This window comes from Wolbachia endosymbiont of Nomada ferruginata (assembly GCF_001675785.1).
Taxonomy (GTDB): Bacteria; Pseudomonadota; Alphaproteobacteria; order Rickettsiales; family Anaplasmataceae; genus Wolbachia; species Wolbachia pipientis.
This window is the reverse complement of the sequence record NZ_LYUY01000030.1, coordinates 1-12,714: the sequence shown is the minus strand read 5'-3', so window position 1 is coordinate 12,714 and position 12,714 is coordinate 1. Positions and strand designations below refer to the sequence as shown.

Here is a 12,714-nt window from a genome sequence, read left to right as displayed (position 1 = left end):
ATTTACTAAACAGAAAAAAAGGCAAAAGAAACCCTAGGGTAGCTAGTTATTCACTATCCATTTTTTAAGTTGGCGTTTTTTTATGTTTTAAACGCTTTATAAGCGCGTTTCAGCTTATGTAGGTAGAAGTTTTATAAAGACATAAGGTGCACATAGTGCAAAAAATTAAACATGAGACGCCAGATACGTGAGTTTTTTTGTCATTTAATCTGTACAGAGAAGATAAATAAATAGCTTCAGTTTCATGATAAGGGGGCTGGCGAAACTTGTAAAGGAATTTTTTACATCTAATTTATAGCTCCCTGCATGATACCACGTATTATCTATACCAAGGTGTTCTGCTTGTAGATATTATACCAACAATCCACTATTTTTTTTATGTCTTGTGGTTTAGTTTCTGGACCTATACTGATTCTAATTGAACACTCTGCTTGCTCTTTTGTTGCCCCCATTGCAAGCAAAACATGGGAAGGCTCAACTTTTCCAGAAGAACATGCGGAACCATTACTAACTGCAATATGATTCAAGTCAAAATGCATGAGCTGCACATCACTCTTTACTCCTGGCATATAAATAAAACTTGTGTTTGGCAGCCTCTTTGAGTCTTTACCGAAGATCCTTATGTCACTGGCAAGATTTAATAATTCACACTCTAATTGATCGCGTAGCTCCTTTACTTCATCCATTTTTGATAGAAGATCTGGAATATTTTGCAATGCGGCAGAAAGGCCTGCAATTGCAACAATATTTTCCGTACCACCACGAAATCCCTTCTCTTGTCCACCACCTATTATAATAGGTTCTATCGCAAGTTCTTTATTGAATATTAAAACTCCACTGCCTGCTACACCGCCAAATTTATGGGCGGATAAAGTGAGTAAATCCACTCCTAAATCTTCCATATTAACTTTAATTTTCCCAACACTTTGAGCAGTGTCAGTGTGGCAAATTGCTCCAAACTTGTGTACTATTTTAGCTATTTCCTCAATAGGTTGAATAACTCCGGTTTCGTTATTTGCCATCATAACTGAAACTATTGCTTTGTTTCCTTTAAGTTCGCTTAGAATTTTTTCTAGCTCTAAAAAGTCAACAATGCCCTCCTGATTAACAGGTATTATATATGGATTACATGCAGAATTAAGAATTGAAGGATGCTCTATAGCTGAAATTATATGCAGGTAGCCTGCTATTCCTCTCATAACAAGGTTATTCGCTTCAGTTGCACCAGACGTAAAAACTATTTCTTTATCACTTGAGACGCCAATAGCACCACGTACGTTATCTCTTGCATCCTGAAGAATCTTCCTCGCTTCTTGTCCTCTCTTATGTAGTGATGATGGATTGAGCGTTTGTTTTGACAAGACCTCAAATATACTTTTTTTTACATTTTCACTAATTGGAGCAGTTGCATTGTAATCAGCATATACGCAACCACTGTTTTCTAAAGAGAATGGACTCATCTGTCACTTAAATAAGTTTACCATCAACTATAATCATAACTATGTACGTTAGCTTTAACACGATAAAAAATTTATTGCAAAAACAGCGAAATTAATACATAATTAATAACTCACGTCATCAATACCTGTCAAGCGGGTTCTTATTAGGAGTTATCATGGTTGAAGTTTTTTTAAATAATGCAACAAGAAAGATAGAAGGTGAATACCACCAAAGCAAAGATGCCAACTCGCCGGTTGTGCTGGTTTTACATCATCATCCTCAATATGGTGGTAATATGGATAGTAAAATTGTACATAGTACATATACGTCTTTTATCGATAACAATTTTTCTGCATTGAAAATTAACTTTCGTGGTGTGGGAAAATCTACCGGAACTTTTGATAAGGGTATAGGAGAATTAACTGACGCTGCGGTAGCCATTGATTGGCTTCAGGAACATAATCCTAGCAATGTTCCAATTTGGATCGCTGGTTTTTCTTTTGGAGCATGGGTGGCTATGCAGCTAACAATGCGCCGCCCTGAGATAGTGGGTTTTATTGCTCTTTCTCTTCCGGTAACTAAGTACGATTTTTCTTTTCTTTCTCCCTGTCCAGTTTCTGGGCTTATAATACAAAGCAGTAATGATACAATCTCAGAAGAAAGCGATGTAACAGAATTAGCAAAAAGGTTGATAAATTCAGTAAGAAGTGATCACATGAAATACCATATAATAGATGATACTAATCACTTTCTAAAGGATAAAGAAGAGGAAGTGACTCAAATCGTGGACAATTATATAAAACTGCGCTTGAATAGTGCAACTATTTCTTCTCAAAAGGTCAAAAAAGAGGTAAGGGTAAAAGAATATGCCTAATCTTTACAAACAAGAGAAATGAGTGTAGTAATATAAATGAAAAGGTTTTGTTATGTTTAAAAAGCTATTATTTTTTGTTTTAGCTGTGTTTATGTTATCGGGGTGTTCCCTAAGTAAACAGCGTAAGTTAAAAAGTCCGTGTATAAAAAGCAATGAAAGCATTTCATGCGAGTTGTACTCTGTTAATGATCATTGGTTAGATAAGTATAAGGCATAGAAATTGTGCTATTTTTCCTACTCACAACTTCACTAATGATCGATCTCTCAATTGGAAAATGCAGTCTGCCTTTTCTGCAAGGAGATGATTGTGTGTTACTATAAGCATAGAGCTGTTATTTTCCTTTACGTATGAATGTAGCAGTAAAAACACGTTAAAAGAATTTGTTGGATCTAAGTTTCCTGTTGGCTCATCTGCAAGTAAAAGCTTTGGAGAATTTACAATGCTTCTTGCAATTGCAACTCTCTGCCTTTCCCCACCTGAAACTTCAGATACCATGCTACTTGCTTTGTTTTCCAGACCAAATTTTTCCAACATTGCTTGCGAATTTTTTTTTGCTTCAGCTTTGCTTTTTCCTGCAATGAGTTGAGGAAGCATAATATTTTCCAACACCGATAACTCTTGTAACAAATAGTGAAATTGATAAACAAAACTAAGAAAATTTCTTCTTACATGAGTTTTATGCTTATTACTGGCTTGTGTGCAATTTATTCCATCTATCGTAACTATACCTGAAGTTGGCTTATCCAACAAGCCTGCGATTTGCAATATAGTTGTTTTCCCTGCACCTGAATTGCCAATCAGCGCTACTACTTGCCCTCTTGTAACACTTAAGTTGATATCCTTTACAACAGCAGAATTGTCCTTGAAGCTTTTATCTACAGAAGTTAGTTCTAGTGCTACATTACCACCCATGTTTAAAAGACCTATAACCATACAAATGTTGTGCTTGCATAGCAAATGATAGTGCATAACCAGTAAAAAAGAAATAGAAGAATAAACCTCAGTGTCAAGTATACAACTATATGAACGTTGTGACTTGAGAGCACCCTCCACCAGAGAAGAGTGTCATCCAAGTAGCTGACACTGGGATCCAGGAATTTTATTAAGTTGGTGAGCATAAAAGTAGCTAATCCTATGTTAAAACACAACGTTTGTGATGGGATTTCGTAAAAGGCTGGATTCCAGTGTCACGCACTGGAATGACATCAAATTTTTGACTAAACTGAGAAGCTGTTGCCACAACCACACTGGGATTTAGCAAAGGCATTCTTTATTTGAAAACCAGAACCACTGAGATCCTCAGTATAATCTATAACTGAGTTATTTAAAAATTTTGCTGAACAATTATCAACCATTAATACAGGATTGCCATTTTCATCATTAATTACTATATCTTTACCTTTTTCGCTAAAACTGGAGTGGCTTCTATAGTCCTCACTTTCTTCATAGTCATCATCTTCGTCTTCGTCATCAAACTCATCATCGTAATCATCGTCTTCATCATCCAAAGATAGATTTTTATTCATTTGATCCATAAGAAAATTGTATTTGAAGCCAGAACATCCACCACCTGAAACTGCAACCCGTAAAATGGAACTCTTATCCCCTTCCTGCTCTGCAAGAGAGTGGATTTTTTTTAGTGCATTATCAGTTAAGTTGATGTTGTAATTTGTTGACATAGTAACCACCGTTTATTATTGATAACTTATTATAGTAGAAATTTTACATGTCAAACAATAATTTTCTATTAAATTATGCATGTTTTCCAAGCAAAACAAAAGGGAGATACTTCAAAGAGCCAGAAGATGAGAATCGCAGCTGCTTTCAGCGTGATAGGGACCGTATCATTCACTCTAATGCGTTTAGAAAGTTGGAGTACAAAACACAAGTTTTTATCAATTATGAGCACGACTACTATCGCACTCGGCTTACTCATAGCCTTGAAGTTGCACAAATTGCAAGGTCCATTGCGCGTAGACTTGGCTTAAATGAGGATATCACTGAATGCATAGCGCTCGCACATGATCTTGGTCATCCTCCATTTGGTCATGCAGGTGAAGATGCTCTAAAGAAATCAGTTCAAGATTTGAATCTTGATAATGAGAAGTATGAGTTTGATCATAATGTTCAAGCTATAAGGATTTTAACTTATCTTGAACAAAAACATGCTGATTTTGATGGTATGAATCTAAGTTGGGAGGTGATTGAAGGAGTTGCAAAACATAACGGTCCCTTGCTTGGTCAAAACGCGGAGTCTTCTACAAGTAATCAGCTGTTATTAGAATACAACAAAAAATATGATCTAAAACTTGAAGAATTTTCAAGCATTGAAGCGCAAGTTGCTTCAATTGCCGATGATATTGCTTACAGTGTTCACGATCTTGATGATGCACTCAGGGCGAATTTAGTAACCATCGAAGATTTGCTGAATGTTCCTTTAATTGAAAAAATGTTTAAAGACATAAGGAGCAGATATTCAGAATTGCCTCAGAGCAAACTCATACATGAATCACTGAGTGGAACTATAGGAACTATGATAAGTGATGTTGTTTCTCAGACTGAAAGAAATATTGAAGATCACAAAATAAAAAGCGTAGAAGACGTAAGAAGTCTAAATAAAATGCTAGTCACATTTTCACCAGAAGTTGCGAATGCTACAAAAGAAATGAAAAGATTCAACATGGAGAAAATATACAGAAGCTATAAACTGAGTAGAACGATGAACAAAGCAAAACGCATAATACAGGAACTCTTTCAATGTTTTTATGAAAACCCAGGATTACTTCCCACAGAGTGGAGCAAACTCGCTTGTGAATCTCAGCGTTCAGTAATAATATGTGACTATATCTCAGGTATGACAGATAGATTTGCTATACACGAGCACAGAAGAATTTTTGATACCTCATACGAAATGACTTCTTTCTAATGACTGATGATCATTTCATGTCAATTGCATTAAGGCTTGCAGAAAAAAATCTTGGAAATGTTGCACCAAATCCTGCTGTCGGGTGTGTTATTGTAAAAGATGGTACAATTGTTAGTGAGGGATATACAGGGATTGGTGGGCGTCCGCATGCGGAGGTAGTCGCTTTGCAAAACGCTAAAGATTCAACTCATGGCGCAACTATATATATCACTCTTGAGCCATGTTGTCATCACGGAGTCACGGGGCCTTGCACTGCAAAAATCATAAAAACTGGCATAAAAAGAGTAGTAATTGCAACTATTGACCCAGATAGTAGAGTTTCAGGTGGAGGCATTAAAGCTCTGAAAGAAGCAGGAATTGAAGTTGAGCAAGGTATTATGCAAAAAGAAGCAGAAGAACTGAATGTCGGTTTTTTCACCACTAAAGAATTACATAGACCATTTATAGCTTGCAAAATCGCAACAACTCTTGACGGAAAAATCGCAACATTTACAGGCGATAGCAAATGGATAACAAGTGAAAATACGAGAAACTGGGTGCATGAGCTCAGAACGAAATATGATGCAATTATGATTGGCAGCAATACTCTTATTAATGATGATCCACTCTTAACTTGCAGATTACCAGGACTCGGAAGTAGATCGCCAATAAGGCTAATTATAGATAGCCAAGGGAGATTAAAGGAAGAGCATAACATTGCAAAGACTGCAGATAAAGTAACAACTTGGGTGATAACGAATAAAGAAGTAAAAGAAAAAATAAAAAATATTAACTACTTGAAAGTCAATTCAAACGATGCAGGCAAAGCCTGCCTAAAGGACATGGCATTAAAACTTGTTTCAGAAATCGGTATAACAAGGTTATTAGTTGAAGGTGGAGGAGTGTTAATCACAGAACTATTAAAGTGTAATTTAATCGACAGGTTGATAATATGCCGCAGTGGTAAAATTTTAGGCAATGATGCCACTCCTTTTGTAGGAGATTTAGGGATTCAATTCATTAACAACTGTTATCAGTTTAAAAAAACAAAGATAATAGAGTTTAGTGAGGATATAGTTGAGGTTTGGGATAGGTCGTCATAATCCTTACATACTCAAACAGTAAAAAAAAGGTATCCGTTCAGCGGAGCGGTAAAATAAAAAGTAGACAAGGAGTGCTAAAAACATAATATCACAAGTAGTATGTGTGGTAAATATGTCTGATCTACTAGCTAGTCTTCTCAAGCTCTGTGAAAGCTTTAAAATAGAGATAGAGCAACTAAAAGCAGAGATAAAGAGGTTAGAGATAGAAAACGAAAATTTTAGATCTGAGAATAAGGCGCTAAGAATCGAAAATGCTGAATTGAAAGAAAGACTAGGTCTGAATTCACAAAATTCATCGATACCGAGCTCAAAAGAGTTATACAAGCTAAAGAAGAAAAAGAAAAAAAGTGACAGGAAAATAGGGGCACAGATTGGGCATGAAGGAAAGTATCGCCCTAAAATGGAAGCAGATGAAGTGGTGAAAATAGAGTTCTTGCGAGTGCGGAGGAGAAATTGCGATATCGAAAGAGCCATACATTCATCAAAAAGTTGATTTGCCAGCTTATGTTGTGGAATACCAATGGCCGCTGTTGCAAGTGTGGAAAAAGAAAAAGTAGCAGGCTACCAGAAGGTGTTACTGCGGATACATTTGGTCCAAAAGTTAAGTCAACAATCGCGGCGCTGAGCGGATTTTACAAGAACTCGAAAAGAGAAGTAGCAAATATTATAAAAAATATTTTCAACCTGGACATCAGTGTTGGTAGCGTGTCAAATAGCGAGGCTAGAGTTGCAGAAAAATGCCAAGAAGCATATGAGCAAATCGAGCAAGAAGTAAGTAAAAGTGAAGTTCTGCATATCGATGAAACGAGCCATTATAACAAAGGTAAACTTGGTTGGTGCTGGATGTTTGCCAGTAATACTGCAAGTTTTATAAAATTGACAGAGTCAAGAGGAATGAAGGTTTTACAAAATAGTAAGTTCTGCAATCGCAATAGCTTACGACAGGTACGCAGCATACAACTACTTTGCCGATAAGAACAGGCAAATCTGTTGGGCGCATTTATCAAGAGATTTTGAAAGATTAGCGCATAGTTGGAATATTGAAGTTAAAGTTCTCGGCTGTTACTTAAGAAATGTAGCTACTGAATTATTTGCACTAAAAAAGGCTTTGCTAAAAAATGAAATAGATGTTTTTAGATTTGCCAGACGTGCCAGAAAATTGCGAAAACGTACATGGTATTACTTGAAGGAGATATTCCACTTACCTGAAGCAATTGGAGCTTCTCGAGTTGCAAAAAATATTTTGAAATCTGAAAGAATGATGTGGAATTTTTTAGATGACCCAGAAAATATTCCGCTGACAAATAACCACGCTGAACGGCAAATTCGGCATTATGTCGTTTATCGCAAAAATTCATATTTTACCCAATCGAAGCGGGGAAATGCATTCCTTGAACGGATAATTTCGTTATACTTGACATGGAAATAAAGGGCCTTTTCACAATCTCCTATCTATCGTTTCTTAAACCACTCTGCTGAACGGATACAAAGGATCTTATGTCTTAAACCTTATCACCAGGCTTAACAAATAGGTGGCCCAATACTATTAACTTTATGGGTTTACCTTCGTTATTTGCTACTATCCAAACCCCATCGCTCTCATGATCAACAATTTCTATTGGTGCAAATACTACATAATTATTATCATCAACAATCTTTATTCCAAGAGCACCATCGTCACTTAAGCTCAGGGCTGAAGAAGGAACTTTATATGCAAATCTTTTGCCTGAAGGTAGTCTTACGTTAGCAGTTAGTCCCTGCAAGGATATCATTTTATTATTAGTTACCTTTACCTCTACCCTATAAGACCCAGTTTTAGGTTCAGCAATTTTACTAATAAAACTTACTTCACCTGCTAATTCTTTTCCGTCCAGCAAATTAATTTGAGCTGTACTGCCTAGCTCTATTTTATTTACTTCATTCTCCGAAACGTATAACACCACAAGAATTTGATTGAAATCAACCACGTCAGCTATTTTTTGCCCAACATTAACAAAATCTCCTTCATTTGCATTGATTTTATCAATATAACCATCTATAGGAGATTTGACTGCAGTGTTTTCTAAATCCAATTCTAGCCTTTTTAGGTCAGCTTTTGCACTTTGTAACGCAGTAAAAGCTGCTTCTACTTTTATTTGTGCTCCATAGCCTTTTTTATTCAGTTTGTGAGAGGAATCATACTCAATTTCACGCTGCTTTAATAAAGCTTTAGCTTTCTGAGCTTGCTCAATTCTGTCATCATTTTCTATCTTTAACACTACATCATCTCTTTTTACCTTTTCACCATCAGGTAAATAAATAGCAATAATCTTACCACTTATTTTTGAGACAAGGCTAGCTCTATGTAAGGGATTTACTGTACCAGAAAAATTTAAATATATAGTGCGGTTTTGCGGCGCACATTCTTGAGTTTTTACTGAAAAGTTACTAGTTGCATTATCACTGTAAACCGCCTGATCTTTTTTTAAAAATGCACTGCTGATAAAAAACAGTAGAATAAAAGCAATACTGGAAATGATGATTACTTTATTTCTCATCTTTAAACAATAGAATTTGTTGACCAATCTTGTTAGAAACAACTGCATAAATTTTCGAATCAGAAATGTAAGTATAATACATGCACCATTGTCACTCCATAAATAATTTTATATGAGAACAAACACAAGATTTTCCTACAATCAGTAAGTTTTTTATTGCTAAAATGCAATTTTTAATCGAATAAAATTGCAAACAAAGTTGTGCATAAGACTGGATTTAAAAAAATCTCGAAAAACATACTAAAACTTTTAAATAATAACTTTATATCTAGTGGCTTTGCCTTCTCCAAGACGCTGTAAGTATTTCATCCCTAGCAGTTTCTTTGTAATTGCCTCTACTGTTCTTGGAGGAAATCCTAGAGCTTCTATAGCATCTTTTCTACTAAATTCTTTATCTGCAAGGCTAAGTGCCCACTCCCAGAAGAATAATTGTTTTCTTGATATAAATATTCAGTATTCTCCCTCTCAAGAATATAATGCGCCTCATTTGCTTGCGTTTTGAGCACATTAAGAAAAAATATTAACCATGGGGAAATATCTTCTTTGCCACTTTTCCAGCTACTTTGTGTTTTATTAAGCGCTAAATAGTAATCAAGTTTGTTAGTTTCAATTATCTTTTCATGTGATACAATAGATACAAAATCATAACCCTGCTGCAACAGCATTAAATTAGTCATCAATCTACTAGTTCTGCCATTCCCATCTTGAAAAGGGTGTATTGCCAGATACTCAAAAACAAAGTTAGCAACAATAATAAGAGGATGCTTAAATTTATTATTTAAGGACCAGTGATACCAATCAATAAGCTCTTGTACTTCCTTTCTAACAAGGTAAGGTGGTGTGGGATCAAAAATTATACTAACAACTTTTCCATTCTGATCTTTTGCCTCAACTCTATTAGAACTTGCTTTGTATTTTCCTCTATGATACAAATCTTTTTCACTATAAAGTAGCATCTGGTTGTTAATGTGCAATATTGATGACTCACTAATTGGAATATCCGTATAATCATGAAATATTAGTTTAAGCATTTCTAAGTAGCCAGCAATTTCTTGCTCATCTCTATTTTTAAATTTTTTGACACGTAGGTTTTTATATAGATCCTCAACTTCTTTATCGGTTAGACGATTTCCTTCAATACGGTTAGAAGCGCCAGAAGATGTAACAATAACTGAATGAGTTAATCTTTCAATTGTTTGTGGTAGTAGTTTTTTCGTTATCTGCCAGCTATTTTTAACACTATCAACTGCAGTAATTAACTCGTACACTTGCTCAATTACAGGCCCTTCTAGGTTGAGACGCGTACTAAGACGAAAATTCTTCCAGTTCATATTCTTCTCACATGCATATTATGTGAGATAATGTGAGATAATGTGATAAAAGTCAATAGTAAGCTTTATATGCACAGCAGAGCTAACTACAAAAATTATACATTTTCAAGTGATCCTAACCATATCAAAAACTACAGGGCAAAGCTGTTAGAGGAAGGCTTAATTAGTTAAAAATTTCAATCTTATGTAAAATATTGTCTTATTTTGTAATTTTCTTGTTGACTAACGAGATGATATCTACTTTTCAATAAACTCCATTTGCATTTCTTGTATACTGCTTTCTATTTGCTTTATTTGTTCTATCAACCTTTCCTCTAAGTCGAGATTACCGCTCAGCCTCGCTTCGGTTCTTTCTTTTCGTAATGCATTTAACTCTTTTAGTAACACTATATTATTCCACACAATTTCTGCAGATTTTCTCTTGTTCAGTTGGCTATTTAGTACACTAGTTTTTTCAAATACATACTTTATAACGTTAAACTGTTTCAATTCTTGTAACAAAGCCTCTTTATCGAGTTTGCTTTTGTTACTTATTACATCAATTATACGCTGTTGTAATCTTTTCATCTCATTAGTAAATTCAAAATGAGAAAATTGCTCAAAAAATATAGGACGGTTCAAGATTTCAGGAAATTCTACGGCTATACGCAAAATTACGGCCTGATTTTGCTCTGCTTCAATTAGCTCTGGAGATTTATTATGAAGATACTCACCTTTTGTTGCTCTAGTTTTACTATTAAAAATCTGTTTTTTGAAGCTACTTCTTAGTTCACTAGCCTTATTGTAAAAATAATCTCTGTAATACCTTCTAATACTGCTGTTGCTAATAGTATTTACATATTCCATGAACTTGTGCTCAAGAATTGAATATTTTTCCGGAGCCAGTTTTTCATAATTTTGCAAATTGCTATCGATTATGTGATGCCATAAATATTCAGAATGCAGTTTTGTTGAATGGTCAAGAGCAGTCAACACGTCTTCTTTCTTGTATTCCAGTTCGTTACATATATCGTATGGATCTTTATTACTCGGCAAAGTCACAAACTTTAACGTGTATCCAGGCTCTAATATTGGCAGAGCAAGTTCTGCAACTCGGGTAGCAGCATGACGTCCAGCACTATCGCCATCCATACAGATGGAGATTTCTTTAGCAAATCTCCATAGATTTTTTATCTGTTCTGCAGAAATTGCGGTACCAAGCGGAGCAACTGCATTACTAATTCCCGCTTGATGTAGCGCTATAGTGTCCATATATCCTTCAACAACAAATATGTGCTGTTTTTTACGTATTTCGCTTAAAGCAAAGTTTAACCCGTATAAATTCTCCCTCTTCTTGAAGAGCTGACTCTCTGGGCTGTTTAAATATTTTGGCTGTTGCTCAAAGCTCAGCGCACGTCCGCCAAAACCAATAACTCTTCCTGCAATGCTCTGTATAGGAAATATCAGCCGGTCATAAAAATAATCACGAAAATTTTTGTTTACTAATCCAATATCAATTAAAATTTTGTCTTCAATACCTGAAGAGTTTAAATACTCTTTCAAACCAGAGCTTGGTGCATAACCTATCTTAAATTTATCTATGATTTTAGGTGAAATCTTACGCTGCTTTAAATAATCTACAACACCTTGATTTTTTTGTGCAAACCAATTTGCAGCTAAATCAAGCGCTAAAAATAGTTTATTGTCCTCTTTTGTAATACTAAGACTTTTGGGCAGTTCAACACCTGTAACCGATGCTAATTTTTCCAATGCTTCTTTAAAGCTTAATCCTTCAGTTTGTGAAATAAATTCAAATGCATCACCACTGGCTGAACAACCAAAACAGTAATATAACCCCTTAGTATTGCTCACCGAAAAAGATGGGGTTTTTTCGTTATGGAATGGACAGAGCCCAACAAAACTATCTCCTCTTTTTATTAATCTGACTTTTTTACCTACTATGTCGGATAATAATAATTTTGATTTTATAATATCTATGTGATCCATCTTGTTAAATTAGTAGTAGGATAAAAATTATATAGAATTTATACACATCTGACTCGAAATTTATTTCTATAACTAAAGCAATTCAGATTTACCGATAATTTGGTAAGCTATGAACTCGTCATTCCGCTGCATGTTAGCGGAATCTATGCTGAGATACCGCGAATGAATTCATAACTGTACGAACATTCATTTTTAAAGGTAAACTGTACAGCGAATGGTGTCATTCCAGTGCTTGACACTCACTGGAATCCAGCTTTTCGGTAATTTTATCGAAAATGTTTGCTCGTTTACAATCAATTTTCCTGGATCCCAGTGTCTGGGCACTGGGATGACACCCTACTTAACCGTCATACCGCGATTCATTCCACAACTGTACGAACGTTGCAATGTGACACGATGTTGCATAATAAATGATGTCATTCCAGTGCGTGACACTGGAATCCAGTTCTTATTATACAGCTATCTGGTGTACTTATTTAAAATTAAGTTTTCTGGATCTCAGTGCCAAAGCACTGGGATGACACCCTTCCTGGCGGA

General features: G+C 35.4%; 11 protein-coding genes and 1 pseudogene. 5 read left to right on the top strand and 7 right to left on the bottom strand.

Annotated features, from left to right (window positions below):
- Positions 1 to 323: 323 nt before the first annotated feature.
- Positions 324 to 1,460, bottom strand: coding sequence for a cysteine desulfurase family protein (locus BA053_RS02755; protein ID WP_065095011.1), 1,137 nt, complete (start codon positions 1,458 to 1,460; stop codon positions 324 to 326).
- Between the two features lie 155 nt (positions 1,461 to 1,615).
- Here BA053_RS02755 and BA053_RS02750 point away from each other — a divergent pair, with 155 nt between their 5' ends.
- Positions 1,616 to 2,314 (top strand): alpha/beta hydrolase, encoded by a 699-nt coding sequence (locus BA053_RS02750; protein WP_065095010.1) that lies wholly within the window; start codon positions 1,616 to 1,618, stop codon positions 2,312 to 2,314.
- A 238-nt stretch (positions 2,315 to 2,552) separates the two neighbouring features.
- On the opposite strand, the gene BA053_RS02740 is transcribed toward BA053_RS02750, so the two are convergent.
- From BA053_RS02740 to BA053_RS02735, 3 genes are all read right to left on the bottom strand, one after another.
- Positions 2,553 to 3,227: an ABC transporter ATP-binding protein gene (locus BA053_RS02740; protein WP_065106727.1), complete on the bottom strand. Its 675-nt coding sequence runs from the start codon at positions 3,225 to 3,227 to the stop codon at positions 2,553 to 2,555.
- A gap of 11 nt (positions 3,228 to 3,238) precedes the next feature.
- Complete coding sequence (locus BA053_RS07845; protein WP_156518108.1) at positions 3,239 to 3,433, bottom strand: hypothetical protein; 195 nt, start codon at positions 3,431 to 3,433, stop codon at positions 3,239 to 3,241.
- A gap of 99 nt (positions 3,434 to 3,532) precedes the next feature.
- Positions 3,533 to 3,994: a HesB/IscA family protein gene (locus tag BA053_RS02735; RefSeq protein ID WP_010081891.1), complete on the bottom strand. Its 462-nt coding sequence runs from the start codon at positions 3,992 to 3,994 to the stop codon at positions 3,533 to 3,535.
- Between the two features lie 47 nt (positions 3,995 to 4,041).
- Between BA053_RS02735 and BA053_RS02730 the strand changes: the two genes are divergently transcribed.
- The 3 genes and pseudogenes from BA053_RS02730 to tnpC all read left to right on the top strand — a co-directional run bounded on the left by BA053_RS02730 (position 4,042) and on the right by tnpC (position 7,789).
- Positions 4,042 to 5,241, top strand: coding sequence for a deoxyguanosinetriphosphate triphosphohydrolase (locus BA053_RS02730; RefSeq protein WP_065106726.1), 1,200 nt, complete (start codon positions 4,042 to 4,044; stop codon positions 5,239 to 5,241).
- Complete coding sequence (gene ribD, locus BA053_RS02725; protein ID WP_065106725.1) at positions 5,241 to 6,323, top strand: bifunctional diaminohydroxyphosphoribosylaminopyrimidine deaminase/5-amino-6-(5-phosphoribosylamino)uracil reductase RibD; 1,083 nt, start codon at positions 5,241 to 5,243, stop codon at positions 6,321 to 6,323. The genes BA053_RS02730 and ribD overlap by 1 nt, the downstream gene beginning before the upstream one ends.
- 112 nt (positions 6,324 to 6,435) lie before the next feature.
- A pseudogene (tnpC, locus tag BA053_RS02720) lies at positions 6,436 to 7,789 on the top strand (IS66 family transposase).
- A gap of 36 nt (positions 7,790 to 7,825) precedes the next feature.
- On the opposite strand, the gene BA053_RS02715 reads toward tnpC, so the two are convergent.
- The 3 genes from BA053_RS02715 to dnaG all read right to left on the bottom strand — a co-directional run bounded on the left by BA053_RS02715 (position 7,826) and on the right by dnaG (position 12,177).
- Entirely contained in the window at positions 7,826 to 8,908 is a 1,083-nt protein-coding gene (locus BA053_RS02715) for an efflux RND transporter periplasmic adaptor subunit (RefSeq protein WP_065106724.1), read from the bottom strand.
- A 317-nt stretch (positions 8,909 to 9,225) separates the two neighbouring features.
- A complete protein-coding gene (locus tag BA053_RS02710) occupies positions 9,226 to 10,191 on the bottom strand; it encodes a Fic family protein (RefSeq protein WP_245611565.1) in 966 nt (321 codons plus the stop codon).
- A gap of 237 nt (positions 10,192 to 10,428) precedes the next feature.
- Positions 10,429 to 12,177 carry a DNA primase gene (gene dnaG / locus BA053_RS02705; RefSeq protein ID WP_065106723.1) on the bottom strand — a complete coding sequence of 583 codons (1,749 nt, stop codon included), beginning with the start codon at positions 12,175 to 12,177 and terminating at the stop codon, positions 10,429 to 10,431.
- A 217-nt stretch (positions 12,178 to 12,394) separates the two neighbouring features.
- Between dnaG and BA053_RS08690 the strand changes: the two genes are divergently transcribed.
- On the top strand, positions 12,395 to 12,714 hold a 320-nt coding region (locus tag BA053_RS08690; RefSeq protein ID WP_410543231.1), incomplete at its 3' end, for a hypothetical protein.

What these genes read in the sequence shown, in the direction of transcription:
- BA053_RS02740 (WP_065106727.1), bottom strand. Translation starts at nt 3,227, where the DNA reads ATGGGTGGTAATGTAGCACTAGAACTAACTTCTGTAGATAAAAGCTTC.
- BA053_RS02730 (WP_065106726.1), top strand. Translation starts at nt 4,042, where the DNA reads ATGTCAAACAATAATTTTCTATTAAATTATGCATGTTTTCCAAGCAAA.
- BA053_RS07845 (WP_156518108.1), bottom strand. Translation starts at nt 3,433, where the DNA reads ATGCTCACCAACTTAATAAAATTCCTGGATCCCAGTGTCAGCTACTTG.
- BA053_RS02750 (WP_065095010.1), top strand. Translation starts at nt 1,616, where the DNA reads ATGGTTGAAGTTTTTTTAAATAATGCAACAAGAAAGATAGAAGGTGAA.
- ribD (WP_065106725.1), top strand. Translation starts at nt 5,241, where the DNA reads ATGACTGATGATCATTTCATGTCAATTGCATTAAGGCTTGCAGAAAAA.
- dnaG (WP_065106723.1), bottom strand. Translation starts at nt 12,177, where the DNA reads ATGGATCACATAGATATTATAAAATCAAAATTATTATTATCCGACATA.
- BA053_RS02755 (WP_065095011.1), bottom strand. Translation starts at nt 1,460, where the DNA reads ATGAGTCCATTCTCTTTAGAAAACAGTGGTTGCGTATATGCTGATTAC.
- BA053_RS02710 (WP_245611565.1), bottom strand. Translation starts at nt 10,191, where the DNA reads ATGAACTGGAAGAATTTTCGTCTTAGTACGCGTCTCAACCTAGAAGGG.
- BA053_RS02735 (WP_010081891.1), bottom strand. Translation starts at nt 3,994, where the DNA reads ATGTCAACAAATTACAACATCAACTTAACTGATAATGCACTAAAAAAA.
- BA053_RS02715 (WP_065106724.1), bottom strand. Translation starts at nt 8,908, where the DNA reads ATGCAGTTGTTTCTAACAAGATTGGTCAACAAATTCTATTGTTTAAAG.